This is a genomic window from Myceligenerans halotolerans (genome assembly GCF_054782975.1).
The window spans coordinates 253,377-275,480 of the sequence record NZ_BAAGRL010000012.1; the positions used below are offsets into that span (position 1 = coordinate 253,377).

Sequence of the window (22,104 nt, forward strand, 5' to 3'; positions counted from 1 at the left end):
AATGCAGTCTTTACAAATCAGTGGTGGACAAGAGCTCCACGCCCGCGCTGCGCATCTCGGCGCGCGCCTGCTCGCCCTGCTCTGGCGACACGGGGGCGGTCAGATCGGTGAGCACGCGGGTCGCGAGGCCGCCGCGGCGCGCGTCGAGCGCCGTCTGCTTCACGCAGTGCGACTCGGCCAGGCCCACGACGTCGACCGCGCCGATGCCCGCGTCGGTGAGGATGGTCTCGAGCGAGCGGCCGGCGTCGTCGGCGCCGTCGAACCCGGAGTAGCCGTGGTCGTACTGGCCCTTCTTCACGTGGGCGTCCGCGTCGATCTCGGCCAGCGCGGGGTGCAGCGCCGCGTTGGGCGAGTCCGCGACGCCGTGCGGAGGCCACGAGTTCACGAAGTCGGGGGTGTCGCTGAAGTGCTCGCCCGGATCGATGTGCCAGTCCTGTGTGGTCAGGATCGCGTCGTACCGCTCGCGGTGCTCCTTGACGTACACGGCCACGCGCTCCGCGACGGCGTTGCCACCCTCGACGCCGAGCTCGCCGCCCTCGCAGAACGTGGGTTGCACGTCCACCACCACGAGCGCCCGCCGGGGCCGGCTCGTCACGAAGCGGCTGGTCTGGGGCCGAATGTCGTCCATGAACCTAGCCTGCCACCGTGGGGACCGGGTGCGGTAGCCCCCGGGGTGTCACTGCGACATCCGTCGTGCTCCCGGGAGGACGGTGAACACGACGGCGTACGCCGCCGGCAGCCAGATCGCGATGTCATCCCGTCAGCCGCTTCCTCGACGAGCCAGCCCGCACCTGCCCGCCCGGCCGGATCGAGCCGGGGTCCAGCGACAGCGACGTCCCGGACTCGCTCGCCAGCTCCCGCTGCGTCAGCCCTCGACGCTTGCGCACCTCCCGCAGCCGTTTACCCAGAGTGGCAGACATGCCCCGAGACTTACCGGGTCGGGCTGCGTGAGGTCAGAGGAAGGACCACCGAGTCCGCACCCGCAGTTCGGCGAAGTGCGACTCCCACTCCTGGCGGCACTCCTGCGGCAGGTTGAGGACGGGCCACATGCGGAGCAGGACCTCCTTGTTCAGGAGCTCTCGCTGGTCGCGCACCGTGCCGTCGCGCACCGTGACGGAGTACAGGTCCCAGAGCTGGGACTCGTCCTCGATGTCGAACGACACGTACCTGGTGCCGGTGATGTGGGACCCGGCCTTGACGGTGCCCGACGCCGGTCCGGCGAGCTCGTCCAGCGAGCCCGGCCGCGCGTAGGGGGACTGGTACGAGAATCCGGCCGCTGCCAGGGAGTATCCGGGGTGACCATCCATGACTCGACGCTAGGACCATGTTCGCTGATTGCATACGTATAGTTGTGATAAAACTTCACCCCTACATGACAAGGGGCGAGGCGTGGTCAAGGCGAAAGCAGGACGACCTACCTGGTCACGTCGCCTTCCACGGTGACCGCCGCCCTCCGGTCGCCCCGGTCGCCTCCGGTCAGCGCGCCTCCAGCGCCGCCGCGTACAGGTCGCGTTTGGGCACCCCCGTCGCTTCCGCGACCTCCGCGACCGCGGTCTTGAGCCGTTCGCCGCCCGCCACCCGGTCGAGCACCTCGCCGACGACGTCGTCCACGCTCGCCGGGGGTACCGGCGGGGCACCGGCGACCACCACGCAGATCTCACCACGCAGCTGCTCACCCGACGCGCGCTCGGCGAGCTCCCCGAGCCCGCCGCGCAGCACCTCCTCGTACGTCTTGGTGAGCTCGCGACAGACCGCGCCGGGCCGGTCGTCGCCGAACGCCACGGCCATCGCGGCGAGCGTGTCCGCGATCCGGTGCGGTGCCTCGAAGAAGACCATCGTGCGCGGCTCGGCCGCGAGCGCGGTGAGACTCCGGGCGCGTTCGCCCGGCTTGCGGGGCGGGAAGCCCTCGAAGGTGAAGCGGTCGGTGGGCAGGCCGGAGAGGGCGAGCGCGGTGAGCACCGCCGAGGGGCCGGGTGCAGCGGTGACGCGCAGTCCGCGTTCGATCGCGCGGGCCACCACCCGGTAGCCGGGATCGCTGACGGACGGCATGCCGGCGTCGGTCACGACAGCGACGGTGCCGCCGGACGCGACGGTGTCGAGCAGGTCGTCGGCGCGGGCGGTCTCGTTGTGCTCGTGGAAGCTCACGACCCGGCCGCCGACCTTCACGCCGACCCGGGCCGCGAGGGCGTGCAGGCGGCGGGTGTCCTCGGCGGCGACGACGTCGGCGTCGGCCAGGAGGCGCAGCAGGTGGCCGGAGGCGTCGTCGGCGTTGCCGATCGGTGTGGCGGCGAGGACGAGGGCGCCCTGCGGCGTCGTACCCCGTTGGCCTGTCGAAGATGTCACGGTTCCCACGATCCCACGCCCTATGCTGGCCCGGTGCCCCAGCACGACGTGAACCGAGACCCCCAGGCCGGCCCCACCGACGTGGCCGCCGACACCGCCGACACCGCGCCCGACGTGACGGCCGAGGTCGCGCTCGCCCCTGCCCCGGTCGGCGACGGCCGCTCCACGCGCGAACGCCTCCTGACCCAGTTGCTCGGCGCGCGCCGGATGCGCCTGGGTGTCACGTCCCGGGACCGCTTCTGGGGCTGGGCCGGGACGGTGGCCGTCGTCCTCGTGGCCGCCTTCGCGCGGCTGTGGGACCTGGGCCGTCCGGCGAAGCTCGTCTTCGACGAGACGTACTACGTCAAGGAGGGCTGGTCGCTGGCGAGCCTCGGCTACGAGGCGGCCTGGCCGGAGGACCCGAACGCGGCCTTCGAGGCGGGCGATGTCAGTTCCTACCTGACGGACCAGGCCGAATACGTGGTCCATCCGCCGGTCGGCAAGTGGATGATCGCCCTCGGGATGCGCCTGGCGGGCGGCGCCACCGAGCCGTGGCAGTGGCGGATCGCGAGCGCGGTGGTCGGCATCCTGGCGGTGCTGCTGGTGGTGCGGATCGCGCGGCGGCTGTTCGCGTCGTCGGCGCTCGGGGTGCTGGCGGGTCTGCTGCTCGCCGTCGACGGCGAGGCGATCGTGCACTCCCGCACGGGCCTGCTGGACCAGTTCCTCATGTTCTGGGTGCTCGTGGCGTTCGGGTGCCTGGTGATGGACCGCGAGTGGGCGCGACGACGGCTGGCCGACCGGGTGGCGCATCTCGTGGACGCGGGCAGCGAGGTCGGGCTGTACGGGCCACGGATCGGGTTCCGGTGGTGGCGGCTCGCGGCCGCGGTCTCCCTCGGCCTGGCGTGCGGGGTGAAGTGGTCCGCGCTGTGGTTCGTGGTGGCGTTCGGCCTGCTCACCATCTTCTGGGACCTGGGCGCGCGGCGCGCCGCCGGCATCCGGCGATGGTGGGAGGACGGGATCCTGTCCGACATCGTGCCGACCGTCCTCGTCATGGTGCCCGCGGTCGTGCTGGCGTACGTCGCGACGTGGACCGGCTGGTTCGCGAGCCGCATGGGGTACATGCGCGACTGGGCCGCGGTGAACGGGCACGACGCCCCCGGGTGGTGGCCGGGCTGGGCCGACGGCGTGTGGCAGTCGGGCCGGTCGTTGTGGCAGTACCACCACCAGATGTGGGGTTTCCACACGACGCTCGACTCCGAGCACAACTACGCGGCGCACCCGCTGGGTTGGATCGTGCAGGCGCGACCGACGTCGTTCTTCTGGGAGAGGCTCTCTCCCGGGCAGGGGCCCTGCCCGGCGGACGCGGCGCGGGACTGCGCCACCGCCGTGACCTCGCTCGGCAACCCGATCATCTGGTGGCTCGGCGCGGTCGCGCTCCTCGTGTCGCTCGTGCTCGGGATCATGCAGCGGGACTGGCGCGCGTCCGGCCCGCTGGCGGCGGTCGCGGCGGGCTGGCTGCCGTGGTTCCTGTACTCGTGGCCGGTGGCCGAGTTCCTCGGCGGGACCTCGCGCACGATCTTCACGTTCTACACGATCGTGTTCGCGCCGTTCCTCGTCCTGACGATCGTGCACGTGGTCGCCGCGCTCCTGGACCTGACCGACGACGACCCGCCCGCACGCCGCGCCATCGGCTGGGTGACGGGCGTGGTGGCCGCCGTGATCGTGGGCGTGAGCGTGCTCTTCTACCCGATCTGGACGGCTATGCCGGTGCCCTACGACTACTGGCACAGCCTGATGTGGGTGCCGAGCTGGATCTGATGCCGCGTGCTGCCGTGCCCAAGACCGGTTTTAAAACTCTACCTCGGAGTGCGGTAGAGTTTTATAAGTTGTATAAAAGTAGGCATGGAACCAGACCAGGCACGCGCGCTCATCGAAACAGGCGAGACTCTCACCGTCGAGTTCAAGAGCGAGCGACGAGAGCGCTATTCCGACAACGGGATCGTCGAGAACGTGACCTGCCTTGCCAACGGTGAGGGTGGCACCCTCTTCCTCGGCGTCGAGGACGACGGCCGCGTCACCGGAGCAGCCCCCCGCCACAGTGGCGGCACCGATCCTCATCGTATGCGTGCACTCATCGCGAACCAGACGGTACCTCCACTCCCATGCGAGGTCACCGTGCTCGAGATCGACGAGCGCGAGGTCATCGCCATCGAAGTCGAGAAGGCGTTCACCCCTGTCGGAACTGCACGCGCCACGTATCGACGCCGCTCGTTGGGGCCCGATGGGCGCCCACAGTGTGTCGCGTACCCGCTGCACGAGATGCTGAGCCGTACGACCAGCACGGGGCAGAACGACTATGCGGCTCTCCGTGTTCCTGGGATCTCGTTGGATGACCTTGATCCAGCAGCGTTCGCGCTGGCCCGGACGCTCGTCAGTAGCAGCGGGGACAACGCATTGGGGACGCTGGACGATCTGGACCTCGCCAGGGCGCTCGGAGTGGTGACCGTTGGAGATCCGGACCCGATGCCGTTGATGGGTGCGCTCCTGCTGTTCGGTAAGACCGAATCGCTACGTCGCCTCGCGCCGACCTACGAGGTGCTCTTCCAGGTTCTCTCGCAGACCTCCGTCACACTGAACGAGACGGTGTCTGGCGGACTCATCAGTGCCGCCAACCAGATCCACCGGCTGTTCCTCCCGTATAACAAGGAAGACGAAGTCGACGCCGGGATGCTCCGTGTCGCTCTACCCAAGGTCCCGGTCGAAGCGTTCCGCGAAGCCGTGGCGAACGCGCTGGTGCACCGTGACTTCACGCAGCTCGGTCCGGTTCAGGTGCAGATAACGGACGACGGAGTGACCATCGCCAACCCTGGTGGATTCCCCGAGGGAATCCGGCTCGACAACCTGCTGGTAGAGAGCCGTCCGCGCAGTCGCCTGCTGGCCGAGGCGTTCCGGCGTATGGGGCTCGTGGAACGCACGGGACGCGGGATCCAACGGATGTACTCAGGCATGCTGCGGATCGGGCGGGACGCGCCCGACTACACCGGCAGCACGTCCGCGTCGGTCCGTGTCACGTTCCCAACGGCTGACGCCGATACCGAACTCGCTCGCTATGTGTTCGAACGTGAACGGGAGACCGGTCGCCCATGGCCACTGCAGGATCTTCAGGTCCTCCGCGCCCTTCGCCGGGACGGTGCTCTCAGTCTGACCGACGCGGCAACGCTGACCCAGCGTTCGCAGGCTGAGGTGCGAGCAACGCTGAGCCGGATGGTCGACTCTGGTGTCGTCGAGGCGCGGGGCAGCGGACGGGGGCGCGCCTACCACCTGTCTGGTGCGGCGTATCGGGCGATCGGAGCGGCTTCGGGATACATCCGGACACGGTCGTTCGATCCGATCCAGCAGCAAGAGATGGTGCTCCAGTATGTGCGCGCGCACGGATCGATCAACCGCGCACAGGCCGCCGAGCTTTGCTCGATTGCACCGACGCAGGCGACAACTCTTCTTCGCCGCCTCGTCGCGCACGGCATGCTCGAACTTCGGGGCGAGAGACGTGGCGCCCACTATGTCCTCTCGCTCGCTGCTGAGGCATAACCGGTCACGAGCCACGACAGTGGCTGCCGTACTGGATCTGATGATGCCCGGCCGCTGCAGGACTGCTGACGATGAAAGTCGTCTGCATGACGTCCCGGGCGTTCGCAGGCAGGAGGACATCGCGGTGCCGTGCTCGTCACGCCTGTGGATAACCGGCAGCTGCCAGGGCGGCCCAGGCCATAGGATTGGGCGAGGCCGATTCCGGCCGTCCCGTCCCACGAAATGGAGCTTCCAGCGATGGCTCGCCACCTTGTGACCAGTGCGCTTCCGTATATCAACGGCGTCAAGCATCTGGGGAACATGGTCGGCTCGATGCTCCCGGCGGACGTGTACGCCCGGTACCTCCGCCAGCGCGGCCACGACGTCCTGTACATCTGCGCCACCGACGAGCACGGCACGCCCGCCGAGCTCGCCGCGGCCAAGGCGAACATCCCCGTCGCGGAGTTCTGCGCGCAGGCGCACGAGACGCAGAAGGCGATCTACGACGGCTTCAGCCTGCAGTTCGACTACTTCGGCCGCAGCTCGTCCCAGCAGAACGCGGAGATCACGCAGCACTTCGCCCGGAAGCTGCACGAGAACGGCTTCATCGAGGAGCGGGCCATCCGCCAGGTGTACTCGCCCGAGGACGGCCGCTTCCTGCCGGACCGCTACGTCGAGGGAACCTGCCCGCACTGCGGCTACGGGCTGGCGCGCGGCGACCAGTGCGAGAACTGCACCCGCGTCCTGGACCCGACCGACCTGATCCTGCCGCACTCGGCGATCAGCGGCTCCACCGACCTCGAGATCCGCGAGACCACGCACCTCTTCCTCCTGCAGTCGAAGCTGCAGGGCGAGGTCGAGGCCTGGCTCGACGAGAACAGCAAGGAGTGGCCCCTGCTGTCGACGTCGATCGCCCGCAAGTGGATCGCCGAGGGCCTGCAGGACCGCGCCATCACGCGCGATCTGGAGTGGGGCGTGCCCGTCCCGGCCGACACCTGGCCCGAGCTTGCGGCCGACGGCAAGGTCTTCTACGTCTGGTTCGACGCCCCGATCGAGTACATCGGCGCCACCAAGGAATGGTCCGACGCCGCCCCGGAGGGCGAGACCCGCGACTGGAAGTCGTGGTGGTACGAGGCCGACGACGTCCGCTACACGCAGTTCATGGCCAAGGACAACGTCCCGTTCCACACGGTGATGTTCCCCGCGACGCAGCTCGGCGTGCGCGAGCCGTGGACCATGACGGACTTCGTCAAGGGCTTCTCCTGGCTCACCTACTACGGCGGCAAGTTCTCCACCTCGCAGCAGCGCGGCATCTTCACCGACGCCGCCCTGGAGATCCTGCCGAGCGACTACTGGCGGTACTTCCTGATCGCCAACGCGCCCGAGTCCGATGACTCCTCGTTCACCTGGGAGCACTTCGCGTCCACGGTCAACAAGGACCTGGCCGACACCCTCGGCAACTTCGTCAACCGCGTGCTGACCTTCTCCGTCAAGAAGTTCGGCGACACCGTTCCGGCCGGCGGCACGCCGGGCGAGCCGGAGGAGCAGCTCGGCACCGAGGTGGCGCGCCTGCTCGCGGAGCTCGAGGAGCACATGGAGGCGCTCGAGTACCGCAAGGCGGCCACCGCGCTGCGCGCTCTGTGGTCGGCCGGCAACGCGTACCTGGTCGAGAAGGAGCCCTGGAAGCAGGTCAAGACCGACCCGGACGCCGCGGCGCTGTCCCTGCGCACGGCGATGAACCTGATCCGGCTCTACGCGGTCGTCTCCGAGCCGTTCATCCCGGCCACGGCGGCGACGCTCCGCGGCGTGTTCGGCGTCGACGACGGGGCCGCGTGGGTCAGCCCGGAGGAGGCGCGCGCCCTGGACGCGGTGCCCGCCGGGACCGGCGTGACGGTCCCGCCGGTCCTGTTCGCCAAGCTGACCGACGACGACGTCGCCGGGTACGTCGAGCGCTTCGGCGGCGCCGACGCCGCGTGACCTTCGGGTGTCGCCAGGGCTGGCCATCTGGCGACGCGGGCTGGTGCCGCGGGATGAGTGGCTCGGCGGCACCGTCCAGTCCGGCGGCACCCGACCCTGCCGGCGGTACCGACCCGCCACCGCCACCGCCCCCGTGACACCGTCAGATCGAGGAGAACCATGGCCCGCAAGCGTGACCGCGGATTCCCCGCGGATCCTGAGCCGCTGCCTGTCGCCGTCGTCGACAACCACACCCACCTCGACCACATCGGCGCCGTGCTCCCGGACGGCGTGCCCGCGCCGACTCCGGCCGAGCACCTCGTGCGGGCTGCGGCAGCGGGCGTCGATCGGGTCGTCCAGGTCGGCTGCGACCTCGAATCGGCCCGCTGGACCGCCGCGCTCCTGTCGCCGCCGACGACCCCACCAGCCACTCCGGACACCGATCTCGCCGATACGTCGGCCGACCACGTCATCGTGCGTGATGAGAGGGCTTCCACCACGCAAGATGGCGTGGTCGACGGGCATACGGACCGGATCCTCGGCGCCGTCGCCATCCATCCCAACGAGGCGACGCTGCACGCCGGCGTCGACGAGGTGGGGCCTGACGGCCTGGAGTCCGAGCCCGAGGAGCGGCATGCCGCGTCCCTCGACGACGCGATCGCCGAGATCGCGGACCTTGCCCGGGGCCACGAACGCATCCGCGCCATCGGCGAGACCGGCATGGACCTGTTCCGCACCGGACCGCAGGGCCAAGAGGCTCAGCGACACTCCTTCCGGGCGCACATCGCCCTGGCCAAGGAGTTCGGCCTCGCGCTGCAGATCCACGACCGCGATGCCCACGCGCAGGTCATCGAGGTTCTGCTGGCCGACGGCGCCCCCGAGCGCACCGTCTTCCACTGCTTCTCGGGCGACGCCGAGATGGCCCGGGTGTGCGCGGAGCAGGGCTGGTACCTCTCGTTCGCCGGACCGGTCACGTTCAGGCCGAACGACGGGCTGCGGACGGCGCTCGCCGTGACGCCCCGTGACCTGATCCTGCTCGAGACGGACGCCCCATACCTCACTCCGCACCCATTTCGAGGTCAGCCGAACGCTCCGTTCGCGGCGGCGCACACGGCCCGGTCCATGGCGGAGTTTCTTGAGGTTGACCTGGAGAAACTCTGCTCGGAGATCAGTGCCAATTCGGAGGCCGTCTACGGCAAATGGTGACAGGGGGACATGTGTCCCTCAGCGGGCTTTCCAGACGGGCCCGGTTCGGTTACCGTCTTGGTTCGTGGCAGACCATACGACCGTGAGATCGCGACGGGAGCTCGGCGCAGCGCGTTTCGCAGACCCGGCCGCGGCCGCCAGGCGACCCGTCGGGAGCCCGCCTGGTCCCTGGTCGAACGACAAGCCGCGCCAGCCCGACGGCCCGCACCCGGCCGACACGCCGCACCGGTCCGACAGCCCCCGCCGTCGTTCCAAGGGAGCGCACGCGGCGCCCTCCGAGCCGCTCAGCATCAAACCACCGGAGTGGCTGGCCAAGGCGCCCGTCCGCATCGGTGTGCAGACCGCCGTGCTCGGTAGCCTCGTGGCCGTCACCGGCACCTACGCCGCGCAGGCCAAGACCGTCACCATCGACTTCAACGGCGACGTGAAGACCGTGGACGCCTACGGCACCTCGGTCGCCGAGATCCTCAAGTCGCAGCACATCACCCCCGGCCGGGCCGACGTCGTCACGCCGGCCGTGGACGCGGACGCCAAGGACGGCTCCGTCATCGTGGTGCGCACCATGCGGACCGTGGACGTCGAGATCGACGGCGAGGTCACGCAGATGGAGACCACCGCCGGCACCGTCGGTGAGCTCCTCGCCCTCATCGGCGAGCGGGGCCAGGGCGCCGTCGCCTCGGCGTCCCGCAGCGAGCCGCTCGGCCGCGAGCCCATCCGTGTCTCCACCATGAAGACGGTCCACGTCTCCGTGGACGGTGAGACCCTGCCGGTCAAGTCGACACAGCCCACCGTCGGCGGCATGCTCGCCGAGGCCGGCATCGTCCTGAAGGAGAAGGACGTGTCGTCGGTGCCGCTGGGTGCCGCGGCCGTGGACGGCATGGTCGTCATGATCAACCGGGACGCGTCGTCGCGGACGACCGTCACCGAGACCATCCCCTTCGAGACCGAGACCATCCAGGACCCGGAGCTTCTCGAGGGCAGCGAGATCGTGCAGACTGCCGGCGTGGCCGGCGAGGCGCGGGTCAAGTACGCCATCACGAAGCTCGGCGGCGCCGTCGTCGAGAAGACGGTGCTGAACCGCGAGGTCATCAGCAAACCCGTGACCCAGGTGGTCGCCGTCGGCACGATGCGGATCTCCGAGGCGCAGGCCGACCCCGCGGCCGCCCGGGCGCTGGGCAAGTCCATGGCGGCCGCGCGCGGCTGGACCGGCGAGCAGTGGACGTGCCTGGAGGCGCTCTGGACCCGGGAGTCCGGCTGGCGCTGGAACGCGGACAACCCGTCGTCGAGCGCCTACGGCATCCCGCAGGCTCTTCCCGGCTCGAAGATGGCCACCGCCGGCTCCGACTGGCTGACCAACCCGGCCACGCAGATCGCCTGGGGCCTGGAGTACATCGCCGGCCGCTACGGCAACCCGTGCGGAGCCTGGGCCCACTCGGAGTCCGTGGGCTGGTACTGAACTCTGCTCTCCGGGGCCGCCGGGCTCTGTTATGCCCGTGAACCCGGAGTGACGGCCCGAGGCTCGCCGCGTACTCGCCGCCGCGTCGTGCGCACTCCTCCCGCACGATGGCGCACTGTTGCGCACATTTTTCACCCGTGACGGGAAACACACGCTACGGATTCGTCGAATGAATAACGGATCGGTTACGGTCTAGTGTCCTTGCTTGCGGCGTCGAATCGGATTGGTGTAAGTGTCCGGTTCGCCCGCCAGGAGGACGGCGAGGTCCCGGTGTGCTCCCACAGGAGTGCGGACAGCGCCAGACCGCCGGATCGGCCGGTCGAGACCTCGACGATCACCTGCGCCGTGCGCGGGCGAACCGCCAGGCCGCGTGCGGCTATGACATGGCGGCCGTCGAGGAGGGTGCCTGCGGACGCGGCCACCCGTTCTCGCCGCTCGTGCCCGGGTAGTCCGAAGACTGGACGCGAGTGAACACCGTTACTGAAGCGAGCTCCGGCTCGAACATCCCCAGCAATGCCAGAACCCACCGAGTTTCCCGCCGTTGGCCCGTCGTGGCCGGCGTCGCGGCAGCCGCGATCCTTGCATCCGGCACCGTCGCGTTCGCCAAGGCGCACAAGACCGTCACGCTCGACGTCGACGGCACCACCACCTCCGTGAGCACGTTCGCCGGCGATGTCGAGGGCCTCCTCGCCGCCCAGGGCGTCCGGCTCGACGACCAGGACGAGGTGGCACCCTCTCCCGACACGACACTGCGCGACGGCTCCGACGTCGTCGTCCGCTACGGCCGTCAGGTGACCGTCGCGGCCGACGGCAAGGAGTCCGACGTCTGGCTCAACGTCACCGACTCCCAGGAGGCGCTGCAGATCCTCGCCTCGCGTGGCACGGACGTCCGGCTCGTGGCCTCCCGTAGCGGAGAGCGCGCCGACTTCCCGCTGCGCCTGCACGACGACGGCCCGGTCGCCGTCGTGGCCGACGGCTCGACCCGCGTGGTCGACGGCGGTGGAGACGGCGTCGCCGCGATCCTGGAGCGCCTGGACATCGAGCTCGACGGGGACGACCGCGTCAGCGTCGTCTCCGTGGACGACCTGACCGAGAACGGCGGCAAGGCCGTCAAGGAAGCCGAGGTCGCCAAGGTCGCGGAGAAGACCGACGTCGCCCTGCAGGTGGAGCGCGTCGAGACCAAGAAGGTCACCAAGACCATCACCATCAAGCACGACTCGAAGACCGTCACGGACTCCTCGCGGTACGAGGACCTCGACCCGGCGGTCAAGACCGCCGGCAAGAACGGTGAGCGCACCAAGACGTACCGGGTGACCACCGTCGACGGCGTCGTGCAGGACCGCGAGCTGGTCTCGAACAAGGTGACCACCAAACCGGTCACCGAGGTCGTCGCCGAGGGCACCAAGGAGCGCCCCGCTCCGGAGCCCGAGCCCACGACGAGCAGCAACACCTCGTCGTCCAGCTCGTCGTCCTCCTCGTCCTCGTCGAGCACCACGACCACCGTGGTCCCGGCGGGCTCCAACCGCCAGATCGGTCAGCAGCTGGCCGCCGCGCGCGGCTGGACCGGCGAGCAGTGGACCTGCCTCGAGGCGCTGTGGACCAAGGAGTCCAACTGGAACCACCTCGCGCAGAACCCGTCGTCGGGCGCCTACGGCATCCCGCAGTCACTGCCGGGGACGAAGATGGCCACCGCGGGCTCCGACTGGGCGACCAACCCGGCCACCCAGATCAAGTGGGGCCTCGGCTACATCGCCGGCCGCTACGGCACGCCGTGCGGCGCATGGGGCCACTCGCAGTCGGTCGGCTGGTACTGAGCTGCGCATTCCGGAGCCGCCGGGCTTCGTCCCTGCGGCCCGGGAGTGGTCGAGTACAGCGACCGACAAGCTGTGGATAGCTGGCGAGCCGATATCGAACCGTTAGGCTCGTCCACGTGAATACACGTCAAGGCGCCCTGCTGGGCCCCGCGGAGATCCGCGACCTGGCAGGGCGTCTTGGCGTTCGCCCGACGAAGACGCTCGGGCAGAACTTCGTGCACGACGGCGGCACCGTGCGCAAGATCGTCCGCGCCGCGAACCTGCGTCCGGGCGAACGGGTGGTGGAGATCGGCCCCGGTCTCGGATCCCTCACCCTCGGCCTGCTGGACGCGGGCGCGTCCGTCGTGGCGGTCGAGATCGACCCGGTGCTCGCGAAGCAGCTCCCCCGGACGGTCGAGGCGCACCTCCCGGACGCCGACCTCGACGTGGTCGGCGCCGATGCGATGGACGTTACCGACCTGCCCGGCGCCCCGCCGACGGCACTCGTCGCCAACCTTCCGTACAACGTGGCGGTGCCGATCCTCCTGACCTTCCTGGAGCGCTTCGAGTCCCTGGAGCACCTGCTCGTCATGGTGCAGGCCGAGGTCGCGGACCGGATCGCGGCGACGCCGGGCTCGAAGGTCTACGGCATCCCGTCGGTGAAGGCCGCCTGGTACGCGGACGCGCGGCGTTCCCTGGCGATCAGCCGGAACGTCTTCTGGCCGGTGCCGAACGTGGACTCGGCCCTCGTCGCGTTGGAGCGCCGCGATCCGCCGTCGACCGTCGCGCGGCGCGAGGCCGTGTTCCGGGTGGTCGACGCCGCCTTCGCGCAACGCCGCAAGACGCTGCGTGCTGCCCTCAGCGGCCTCGTCGGCTCGGGCGCCGCGGCCGAAGAGGCCCTGCGCGCCGCTGGCGTGGACCCGGGTGCGCGCGGCGAGACCCTCACGGTCGAGGAGTTCGCCCGGATCGCGGAGCAGCTCGCGTGAGCGGCCACCTCCACGCGGCCCCGGAGCCGTCGGTGAAGGTGCGGACCCCGGGCAAGGTGAACCTCGTGCTGCGGTCGGGTGCCGTGCGCGACGACGGCTACCACCCGCTGTCGACCGTCTTCCAGGCGGTGTCCCTCTTCGAGGAGGTCACGGCGACCCACGTGGCGCCCGGCGCGGGGATCACCCTGACGGTGACCGGCCCCCAGTCCGACGTCGTCCCCCTCGACGAGACCAACCTCGCGTGGCGTGCGGCCCGCGCCGTGGCCGACCACACCGGGATCGACGCCGATGTCGCCCTCCACATCCACAAGGGCGTGCCCGTCGCGGGCGGGATGGCCGGCGGGTCGGCGGACGCGGCCGCCGCGCTCGTGGCCTGCGACGCGCTGTGGGACGCGGGACTGTCCCGCCAGGAACTGCTGATGCTGGGTTCGAGCCTCGGGGCGGACGTGCCGTTCGCGCTGCTGGGCCACACGGCGGTCGGCACGGGCCGCGGCGACGTCCTCACCCCGGTCCTGACCCGCGGCGAGTTCCACTGGGCGTTCGCCGTCCAGGCCGAGGGACTGTCGACGCCGTCGGTCTTCGCCCGCTTCGACGAGCGGTCGCGCACGACGGCGGCCGCGGCGGGGGAGTCGGCTCGCGCGGCCGCGTCGCGGGCGGGGGACGGTGCGCGGACGGGCGGCGCGGCGCGGCCGGGTGGCGGGGCGCGGACCGGTGGCGGGGCGCGGACGGGCGGCGCTGCGCGGACGGGCGGTGCGGCGCGGGACGCCGGTGGTGCGCCGACCGGCGATGGGACGTGGGACATCGGCGGTGTGCCGACGGGCGGAGAGACGTGGGACGACGGGGACGCGGCGGACGTCGTCGACCGCGGCCCCGATCCCGGGGACGACGCGGAGCTCATGGCCGCCCTGCGCGCCGGCGACCCGACCGCGCTGGGCGAGGCCCTGCACAACGACCTGCAGGCGGCCGCTCTGGACCTGCGACCCGAGCTGGGCCGGGTGCTGGAGGTCGCGCGGGAGGCGGGCACGCTCGGCACGCTCGTCTCGGGCTCCGGCCCGACGGTCGCGGCCCTGGCGCGCTCGCGCCGTCACGCCCTGGCGATCACGGCGGCCTGGACGGCGGCCGACGTCGCCGCATCGGTCTGGACGGCGACGGGCCCGGCCCCGGGCGCCCGCATCACGGGCTGAGAGATTCTCTCGGAAAGCCTTCCCGCCGGCGCCGACCATGAGGTTCCGTGCGAACCACGAGGTTGCTTTCCCCTCAGAGGGTCGAAGCGTAAGCAACCTCGTGGTTCGTAGGGAAACTCTCAGGAGTGCTGCGCCGCCAGCGCCTTGTCGAGGACCTCGACGCCGTGGGCCAGCGTGGTCTCGTCCACCGTCAGCGCCGGCCGGAAGCGCACCGAGCGCGTGCCGCAGCCCAGGAGCAGGACGCCGTCGTCGGCCACTGTCGCCAGCACGGCGTCGCGGACCTCGCGCGACGGCAGGCTCAGCGCGCACATGAGGCCGCGGCCGCGGATGTCCGACACGAGGCCCGGGTGACGGCGGGCGAGGTCGTGCAGCCTGCCCATCAGCGACTCGCCCGTCCGCGCGGCGCGCTCGACGAGGCCCTCGGACTCGACGACCTCGAGGATGCGGCGGGAGCGCACCATGTCGGTGAGGTTGCCGCCCCACGTGGAGTTGATGCGGCTGGAGACGGCGAACACGTTGTCCGGCACGTCGTCGACGCGGCCACCGGCCATGATCCCGCAGACCTGGGCCTTCTTGCCGAACGCGACGATGTCCGGCTGCACGTCGAGCTGCTGGTACGCCCACGCGGTGCCGGTCATGCCGACGCCGGTCTGCACCTCGTCGAGGACGAACAGGGCGTCGAACTCGCGGCAGAGGGCCTGCATGCCCCGGAGGAACGACGGGCGGAAATGGTGGTCGCCGCCCTCGCCCTGGATGGGTTCCATGATGAAGCAGGCGATGTCGTGCGGGTTCGCCTCGAACGCGGCGCGGGCGGCGCCGAGCGCGGTGGCCTCCGCGGCGTCCATGTCGCGACCGTCCGCGAGGTACGGCGACGGGATGCGCGGCCAGTCGAACTTGGGGAACCGGGCGACCTTGCCGGGCTCGGTGTTCGTGAGGGACATCGTGTAGCCGGACCGGCCGTGGAAGGCGTGCTCGAGGTGCAGCACCTTGGTGCCGAGCTCGGGGGAGCGGCCGTTCGCCTCGTTGTGCCGGGACTTCCAGTCGAAGGCGGTCTTCAGCGCGTTCTCGACGGCGAGCGCGCCGCCGTCGACGAAGAACAGGTGCGGGAGTGCCGGGTCGCCGAGGACACGGGCGAAGGTCTCGACGAATCGCGCCATCTCGACGCTGTAGATGTCGGAGTTGGAGGGCTTGTTGAGGGCGGCGCGGGTCAGGTCGCTCAGGAACTCCGGGTCCTCGGCCAGGGCGGGGTGGTTCATGCCCAGCGCCGAAGAGGCGAAGAACGTGAACAGATCGGTCCACTCGCGGCCGTCACGCGCGTCGACGAGCGTGGAGCCGTGGGACTTCTCGAGGTCGAGGACAAGGTCGAACCCGTCGACCAGGAGGTGCTCACGAAGGGTGGGGAGCGCCTCGGAGGGGGAGAGGATCGTCTCAGTCATGAGAGTCACGCTACGGGAGAACATCCTGCCAGTACACCCCCGGACAGGAGAATTTTACGCAAGACTGCCGGGCCCGGGGTGCACCTCGGTCGAGAACGGCATGGCCGCCGGCCGGGGCTTCACGTGGCGGCCAGGTCGTTCATGGCGAAGGTGCCGTCCGTCGCGGCCCTGCCGTTCATGGCGAAGGGGCCATCCGTGGCGGACGTGATCAGCCGGCGAGGCTGCCCGCCATACGGAGCAGCTCCTCGACCTCCACGCCAGAGCGGCCGTCCGGGGTGCGGCCCAGGACCGTGAGGAGCAGGTACGAGCCGTCGTCGTCCGTCCACTCGACGCGGACCGGGCCGTAGCCGTTGTTCTCGACCCGGGTCACGCGGGCGTCGCCGCCGCCCTCGGGGAAGTCCATCCACTCGACCTGGATCGTCTCGCCGCCGAGTTCGGGCACGAGCTTCTCCGACCCGAGATAGGCGACGTAGGTGATCGTCGTGGCCGGGTGGATGGCCCCGGACTCGACCTCGTCCTCCGGCCACGCGCCGGGCGCGGCACCGGGCACGGTCTCCTCGTTCGCGGCGCCGTGCAGGTCGTAGACGATCCAGGTGCCGAGGCGGTCCGGAGACGTGCTGTCGCCCACGCGGCGCGAGATGTCCTCGGGGCAGGCGACGTCGGCCCGCATCACGGTGTCGGGCACCCAGCTGGGCTGGCGGCTGCCGGCCGCGCACGTGTCTGCGGTGAGCTCGCGGGCGTCGGTGCCGGGGTCGGGGTCCGGGTCCGCGTTGTCGCGCATAGTGATCAGGAGCGTCACGGCGACGACGGCGAGGACGACGACGAGCCCCACGGCACCGCCCAGGATCAGCTCGTTGCGCCGGGTCGACCTGCGATAGTCGGTGATCATCGCCATGTCGCGACCCCTGTCATCCCTCGCACCGGAGTTTCGTGAGCGGTTCGCGCGAGAACTCGTACGGTGTGGTGGAGGCGACCGGGCTCTGGGCGGTCCCGGGAAGCACCCACGAGGCCCAGTCGCAGTTCGCGTCGAGGAACCAGGCGTCGCGCGAGTCGCGGGCCGGCCCCCAGCGCAGCAGCTGGTCCGGGCCCTGGCACTGGTACTCGGGCGCGCACACGGACACGACGAGCGCCCGCATCGTCACCCAGGTGTTCGTGTTGACGCAGCCGTCCACCGGCAGGCCGGTCCATGCCTGGAACGCCCGGACGGCCTTTTCGGAATCCGCGTCCCAGGTGCTGGTCACGGGCTCCAGGGCGTGCGTCGCGGACAGCACGTTCTGGACCGCCAGCACCTCACCGCCGCTCTGCTGCCCGATCTCGCCGCCCAGCGAGCCGGTGCCGCACTCGCCCACGGGGTCGTTGGCGGTCCACGTGTCCTCCGCGACGCGCCCCTGCAGGAACGCGGCAGTGACCAGCGCGGCGATGACGACTCCACCCGCGACCTGCAGCCAGGTCCTCGTGCTCACCATGGGTCCGGTTTCCTTGGAAGAATGCCGTTATATCGCGGTGAGACTAGCAATCCTCCCGGACCAGAAGAAACAGGCGCGCGCACCAACTGCCGCCTGCCACAAGACCCACCCGCGCTGCCAGGCGCCCCCGAGCTGCCCGGCGCCACTCGCGCGGTCAGGAGGACTCGACCGGGCGGCCCTCGAAGTACGTCTGCAGGACCACCGTGCTGCGGGTGCTGACCTGAGCGGTGCGGCGGATCTGGCCCAGCAGGCCCTCCAGCTCGCGCGGCGCGGCCACCCGGACCAGCAGCAGGTAGTTCGCGTTGCCGGCCACCGAGTAGCACGCCTCGATCCCGGGCAGGTCCTTGAGCCGCTGGGGCGCGTCGTCCTCCTGCGCCTGGTCCAGCGGCGTGATCTCGATGAACGCGGTGAGCGGCAGCCCGATCGCCTCGGGGTCCACGATGGCGCGGTAGCCGGAGATCACGCCGCGCGACTCCAGCTTGCGCACCCGCACCTGCACCGCCGAGAGCGACAGTCCCGTCGCCTCGGAGAGCGCGGCGAGCGTGGTGCGGCCGTCCGCCCGCAGCGCACTGACGATCGTGCGGTCGACGTCGTCTTCCAGGGTCATCCGGCCACCTCCGCAGCCTCGAGCCAGGTCATCTCGAGCTCACCCTTCTCCGCGGCCAGCTCCTTCAGCAGGGCGTCCAGCCGGCCGACGGCCTCGAAGTCCGTCGCCCGGGCCGCCATGTCCTCATGCAGCCGACCCTCTTCCTCCGCGATTCTCTCCAACCGCCGCTCAATCCGAGAAATCGTCTTCCGCGCCACCCGAATCTCCGCCTGAGTATGCACAGGAGTCTCCACCGAAGCCCGTGACCCCACCCCACCGCCCCCCAGCCCTTCACCCGACGCGGACGCTCCCTCCCCCGAGGTCCCGGCCCCCACCCGGCCGCCCGCCCCCCGCGCGGACCGCGCCGCCCCAGCCCGAGCTGCCCCAGCCCGACCTGCCGCCCCAGCCGCCCCACCCCGACCTGCTGCCCCACCCCGCCGCAGCGCCAGGTACTCCTCGACCCCACCAGGCAGATCCCGAATCTTCCCGTCCCCCAGCAAGGCAACCTGCCGATCCGCCACCCGCTCCAGCAGATACCGATCATGCGACACGACGACCAGAGTCCCCGGCCATCCGTCGAGCAGATCCTCGAGCGCCGCGAGCGTGTCGGTGTCCAGGTCGTTGGTCGGCTCGTCGAGCAGCAGCACGTTGGGCTCGGCGACGAGCAGCCGCAGCAGCTGGAGGCGCCGCCGCTCACCGCCCGACAGGCTCTCCACCTTCGTGTACGCGCGCTCCCGCGTGAACCCGAGGCGTTCGGTGAGCTGCGCCGCGGTGAGTTCCTTGCCGTCGATCTCGATCCGCCCGCGCTCGCGCTCGACGACCTCGACGGCGGTGAGGTGCCCCAGTTCGTCGAGCTCGTAGACCTCCTGGCTGAGCTGCGCCACCTCGATCGTCTTGCCGCGCCGGACCCGGCCGGAGTCGGGTGTGCGGTGCCCGGTGAGCAGCGCGAGCAGCGTGGTCTTCCCGGCTCCGTTCACGCCGACCACGCCGTATCGGTCCCCGGGGCCGAGGCGCCAGGTCACGTCGTCGAACAGCACGCGGCCTGCCGGGTCGGAGCCGGCGGCCTCGTCGCGCGGCGGGAGGACGACCGTCACGTCCTCCAGGTCGAGGACGTCCTTGCCGAGCCGCCGCGTGGCCATCTGCGTGAGTTCCATCGTGTCGCGCGGCGGCGGTTCGTCGGCGATGAGCGCGGCGGCGGCGTCGAGCCGGAACTTGGGCTTGGAGGAGCGGGCCTTGGCGCCGCGGTGCAGCCAGGCGAGCTCCTTGCGCAGCAGGTTCTCGCGCTTCTCGGCGGTCGCGGCGGCCAGCCGGGCACGCTCGGCGCGGGCGAGGATGTACGCCCCGTAGCCGCCGTCGTACCCGTCGACCTCGCCTGATCCGTCGCCGCGCACCTCCCAGGTCTTCGTGCAGACGGCGTCGAGGAACCACCGGTCGTGCGTCACGACGACGAGCGCGCCGCGGGCGCCCGGGCGGCCGTAGCGGGTGGCGAGGTGCTCGGCGAGCCATGCCACGCCCTCGACGTCGAGGTGGTTGGTGGGCTCGTCGAGCAGCAGGACGTCCGGATCGTCGGTGAGCAGGCCGGCGAGCGCGACGCGGCGGCGCTGGCCGCCGGACAGGGTGGTGACGGGCGCGTCCAGGTCGAGATCCGCGAGCAGACCCTCGTGGACCGCGCGGATGCGGGCGTCGGAGGCCCATTCGTGCATGTCGGCGGAGCCGTGCACCAGGTCCAGCACGGTGACGCCGTCGGGCACGTCGTCGCGCTGGTCGAGCATGCCGAGCGTGGAGCCGCTCACGCGGGTGACGCGCCCGGCGTCGGGCTCGGACAGCCCGCCGAGGATCCGCAGCAGCGTGGACTTGCCGGCGCCGTTGGGGCCGACGACGCCCACGCGGTCGCCGTCGTCCAGCCCGAGCGAGACGTCGGAGAGCAGGCTGCGGGTAGCGATCTGGAGGGAGATGCCGTCGGCGCCGAGGAGATGTGCCACCCCGCAAGGTTATGCGCCCCCGCCGGATGCCCGATCCGCCGCGGGCCGGGGCGCGGATATGCTCACCGGCGCAGGAGCGGACAGACACCGCTTTCCGCAGTGACGCAGGAGGTAGCAGTGGCCCAGTTCGACATGCCCCGCGCCGATCTCGAGCAGTACCTGCCCGAGATCGACGAGCCCGAAGACTTCGACGACTTCTGGGCCCGCACGATCGCCGAAGCTCGCAGGTGCGGCGACGCGCTGCCCGACGGCGGGGTCCCGCGGCTCGAACGTGTCGACACGGGACTGACCCAGGTCACCGTCGACGACGTGACCTTCCCCGGATTCGGCGGCCATCCCGTCAAGGCGTGGCTGACGCGCCCGGCGCACGCCGAGGGCCCGCTGCCCGCCGTCGTCCAGTACCAGGGCTACAACGGCGGCCGCGGCCTCCCGCACGAGCACCTCGGCTTCGCCGCCGCGGGCTACGCGCACCTCATGATGGACACGCGAGGCCAGGGATCGGGCTGGGGCGGCGGCGGTGCCACCCCGGACCCGGTCGGCGCCGGGCCCACCGCTCCCGGGTACATGACGCGCGGCATCGAGGACCCGCACGACCACTTCTACCGTCGCGTGTTCACCGACGGTGTCCGCGCCGTGGACGCGGTCCGCGCGATCGACGGCGTCGACCCTGAACGCGTGGCCGTCGCGGGCACGAGCCAGGGCGGCGGCATCACGATCGCCGTCGCCGGCCTGCTGGACGACCTGGCCGCCGCGATGCCCGACGTCCCCTTTCTCTGCCACTACCGCCGCGCCGTGCAGATCACCGACGCCATGCCGTACGGCGAGATCACGCAGTACCTGCACGTGCACCGGGCGCCCGAGGTCGAGGAACGCACCTGGCGCACGTTCTCCTACCTCGACGGCATCTCCTTCGCGCGCCGCGCGCACGCGCCGGCCCTGTTCTCCACCGCCCTGATGGACGACGTCTGCCCGCCCTCCACGGTGTACGCCGCCCGGAACGCCTGGGGTACGGCGGCCGAGCCCGCGACGACGGAGCCGCCCCGGATCGACGTCTACCCGTACAACGGGCACGAGGGCGGCGGCGAGTACCGCTTCGCGCGGCACCTGGAGTTCCTCCGCGAGCACGTGAAGTAGCCCAGGTCCGGGTGGGGGCGAGGAACAAACGGCAGTACGCTGCCAGGCGCACCACCCACCCGACGGAGGGACTCCCACCGTGTCCGAGTTCGACATTCCTCTGGTCGCACTCGCGCCTGCCGCGCCCCCGGCTGCCGACGAGCCGCCCGGGTTCGACGACTTCAGGTCCGACCTGCTCGTACGGTCGCGCACCAAGGCCGCCACCCGGCTCGAGCCCGAACGATCGGACGCCGGGGGGCTGACGATCGACGCGGTGACTCTCCCGGGTTTCGAGGACCACCCGCTGCACGGCTGGTTCGTCACCCCGACCGACACGGCGCGGACGCTCCCCGGCGTGGTCGAGCTCGTCCCGCCGGGCGGTCTCGGCGCGCCGCACGACCGCACCTGGCCGGCGTCGGCCGGCTACGTGCACCTCGTCGTCGAGATGCGGCACGACGGCGACCCCCAGGACCCGTACAACCGCGAGATCTCGGCCGACGCCGTCCGCGCCGTCCAGGAGGTGCGGTCCCTGCCGGGCGTGGACCCGTCACGCGTCGCCGTGCTCGGCCGCGCCGGGGCGGGCTGCGCGGCCGTCGCCGCCGCCGGACTCCTGCAGGACATCGCCTGCGTCATCGCCGAGGCGCCGTTCCGCGAGCAGCACGCCTCCGCGCTCCGGGCGTTCGCGCGCCGCGCGTCGTCCCCGGTGCTGCTCGGGCCCGGCGCGGGCGCGCCGGAGATCTTCGCGGCCTGGGGAGCGCAGTCGGCGCAGCTTGTCGCGGAGCTCTCGGGCGCCACGCCCCCCGACGTCGTCGAACGCGTCATGGACCACTCCGAACCCGGCGCCCGCCAGGCCACCTACCAGGAATGGTTCGCCACCCACACGGAACTCGGCCCGATCTTCCGGCCCCAGGTCGCGAACTAGGACCCCGCCGAACCGTCACCCGGCCCTGCGCTGCCCGGTGCCGCGCCGCCCCGCGCCGCCCCGCCCCGCTCCACGCCATGCCGCGCCGCTGGACGCGTGCGGCGGGCCGTCGCCGCCGTCGGCACAATG

At 71.2% G+C, this 22,104-nt stretch carries 19 protein-coding genes; 10 read left to right on the forward strand and 9 right to left on the reverse strand.

The features are described from left to right. Positions 1 to 10: 10 nt before the first annotated feature. The 4 genes from ACYVK5_RS10325 to rsmI all read right to left on the reverse strand — a co-directional run bounded on the left by ACYVK5_RS10325 (position 11) and on the right by rsmI (position 2,343). The gene (locus ACYVK5_RS10325; protein WP_460704513.1) at positions 11 to 628 is read right to left on the reverse strand and encodes an isochorismatase family protein; all 618 of its coding nucleotides are present in this window, start codon (positions 626 to 628) and stop codon (positions 11 to 13) included. Between the two features lie 124 nt (positions 629 to 752). Continuing rightward, positions 753 to 920 (reverse strand): helix-turn-helix transcriptional regulator, encoded by a 168-nt coding sequence (locus tag ACYVK5_RS10330; RefSeq protein WP_460704515.1) that lies wholly within the window; start codon positions 918 to 920, stop codon positions 753 to 755. Positions 921 to 953: 33 nt separating this feature from the next. Next, positions 954 to 1,307 carry a hypothetical protein gene (locus tag ACYVK5_RS10335; RefSeq protein WP_460704517.1) on the reverse strand — a complete coding sequence of 118 codons (354 nt, stop codon included), beginning with the start codon at positions 1,305 to 1,307 and terminating at the stop codon, positions 954 to 956. Between the two features lie 169 nt (positions 1,308 to 1,476). Continuing rightward, positions 1,477 to 2,343: a 16S rRNA (cytidine(1402)-2'-O)-methyltransferase gene (rsmI, locus tag ACYVK5_RS10340; protein WP_460704519.1), complete on the reverse strand. Its 867-nt coding sequence runs from the start codon at positions 2,341 to 2,343 to the stop codon at positions 1,477 to 1,479. Positions 2,344 to 2,376: 33 nt separating this feature from the next. On the opposite strand from rsmI, the gene ACYVK5_RS10345 reads away from it, so the two are divergent. The 8 genes from ACYVK5_RS10345 to ispE all read left to right on the forward strand — a co-directional run bounded on the left by ACYVK5_RS10345 (position 2,377) and on the right by ispE (position 14,470). Further along, the gene (locus ACYVK5_RS10345; protein ID WP_460704521.1) at positions 2,377 to 4,140 is read left to right on the forward strand and encodes a dolichyl-phosphate-mannose--protein mannosyltransferase; all 1,764 of its coding nucleotides are present in this window, start codon (positions 2,377 to 2,379) and stop codon (positions 4,138 to 4,140) included. An 84-nt stretch (positions 4,141 to 4,224) separates the two neighbouring features. Next, positions 4,225 to 5,910, forward strand: a complete 1,686-nt coding sequence (locus ACYVK5_RS10350; RefSeq protein ID WP_460704523.1) for an RNA-binding domain-containing protein — start codon at positions 4,225 to 4,227, stop codon at positions 5,908 to 5,910. Between the two features lie 237 nt (positions 5,911 to 6,147). Then, a complete protein-coding gene (metG, locus tag ACYVK5_RS10355) occupies positions 6,148 to 7,866 on the forward strand; it encodes a methionine--tRNA ligase (protein ID WP_460704525.1) in 1,719 nt (572 codons plus the stop codon). Between the two features lie 159 nt (positions 7,867 to 8,025). Further along, positions 8,026 to 9,051: a TatD family hydrolase gene (locus ACYVK5_RS10360; RefSeq protein WP_460704527.1), complete on the forward strand. Its 1,026-nt coding sequence runs from the start codon at positions 8,026 to 8,028 to the stop codon at positions 9,049 to 9,051. An 82-nt stretch (positions 9,052 to 9,133) separates the two neighbouring features. Continuing rightward, positions 9,134 to 10,507 carry an aggregation-promoting factor C-terminal-like domain-containing protein gene (locus tag ACYVK5_RS10365; protein WP_460704529.1) on the forward strand — a complete coding sequence of 458 codons (1,374 nt, stop codon included), beginning with the start codon at positions 9,134 to 9,136 and terminating at the stop codon, positions 10,505 to 10,507. A 467-nt stretch (positions 10,508 to 10,974) separates the two neighbouring features. Next, positions 10,975 to 12,321 carry an aggregation-promoting factor C-terminal-like domain-containing protein gene (locus ACYVK5_RS10370; protein WP_460704531.1) on the forward strand — a complete coding sequence of 449 codons (1,347 nt, stop codon included), beginning with the start codon at positions 10,975 to 10,977 and terminating at the stop codon, positions 12,319 to 12,321. A 116-nt stretch (positions 12,322 to 12,437) separates the two neighbouring features. After that, the gene (gene rsmA, locus ACYVK5_RS10375; protein ID WP_460704533.1) at positions 12,438 to 13,286 is read left to right on the forward strand and encodes a 16S rRNA (adenine(1518)-N(6)/adenine(1519)-N(6))-dimethyltransferase RsmA; all 849 of its coding nucleotides are present in this window, start codon (positions 12,438 to 12,440) and stop codon (positions 13,284 to 13,286) included. Next, positions 13,283 to 14,470 carry a 4-(cytidine 5'-diphospho)-2-C-methyl-D-erythritol kinase gene (ispE, locus tag ACYVK5_RS10380; RefSeq protein ID WP_460704535.1) on the forward strand — a complete coding sequence of 396 codons (1,188 nt, stop codon included), beginning with the start codon at positions 13,283 to 13,285 and terminating at the stop codon, positions 14,468 to 14,470. The genes rsmA and ispE overlap by 4 nt, the downstream gene beginning before the upstream one ends. Before the next feature lie 119 nt (positions 14,471 to 14,589). Here the strand turns inward: ispE and lat are convergent, their stop codons facing one another. From lat to ACYVK5_RS10405, 5 genes are all read right to left on the reverse strand, one after another. Further along, positions 14,590 to 15,906 carry an L-lysine 6-transaminase gene (gene lat, locus ACYVK5_RS10385; protein WP_460704537.1) on the reverse strand — a complete coding sequence of 439 codons (1,317 nt, stop codon included), beginning with the start codon at positions 15,904 to 15,906 and terminating at the stop codon, positions 14,590 to 14,592. A gap of 208 nt (positions 15,907 to 16,114) precedes the next feature. Beyond that, positions 16,115 to 16,801, reverse strand: a complete 687-nt coding sequence (locus ACYVK5_RS10390; RefSeq protein ID WP_460704539.1) for a hypothetical protein — start codon at positions 16,799 to 16,801, stop codon at positions 16,115 to 16,117. 13 nt (positions 16,802 to 16,814) lie between these two features. Beyond that, a complete protein-coding gene (locus ACYVK5_RS10395; protein WP_460704541.1) occupies positions 16,815 to 17,372 on the reverse strand; it encodes a peptidoglycan-binding domain-containing protein in 558 nt (185 codons plus the stop codon). Between the two features lie 154 nt (positions 17,373 to 17,526). Next, a complete protein-coding gene (locus ACYVK5_RS10400; protein WP_460704768.1) occupies positions 17,527 to 17,973 on the reverse strand; it encodes an Lrp/AsnC family transcriptional regulator in 447 nt (148 codons plus the stop codon). Positions 17,974 to 17,975: 2 nt separating this feature from the next. Then, positions 17,976 to 19,940: an ABC-F family ATP-binding cassette domain-containing protein gene (locus ACYVK5_RS10405; RefSeq protein ID WP_460704543.1), complete on the reverse strand. Its 1,965-nt coding sequence runs from the start codon at positions 19,938 to 19,940 to the stop codon at positions 17,976 to 17,978. A gap of 117 nt (positions 19,941 to 20,057) precedes the next feature. Between ACYVK5_RS10405 and ACYVK5_RS10410 the strand changes: the two genes are divergently transcribed. After that, positions 20,058 to 21,074 carry an acetylxylan esterase gene (locus tag ACYVK5_RS10410; RefSeq protein ID WP_460704545.1) on the forward strand — a complete coding sequence of 339 codons (1,017 nt, stop codon included), beginning with the start codon at positions 20,058 to 20,060 and terminating at the stop codon, positions 21,072 to 21,074. Between the two features lie 79 nt (positions 21,075 to 21,153). Then, the gene (locus tag ACYVK5_RS10415) at positions 21,154 to 21,975 is read left to right on the forward strand and encodes an acetylxylan esterase (protein WP_460704547.1); all 822 of its coding nucleotides are present in this window, start codon (positions 21,154 to 21,156) and stop codon (positions 21,973 to 21,975) included. Positions 21,976 to 22,104: the final 129 nt, after the last annotated feature.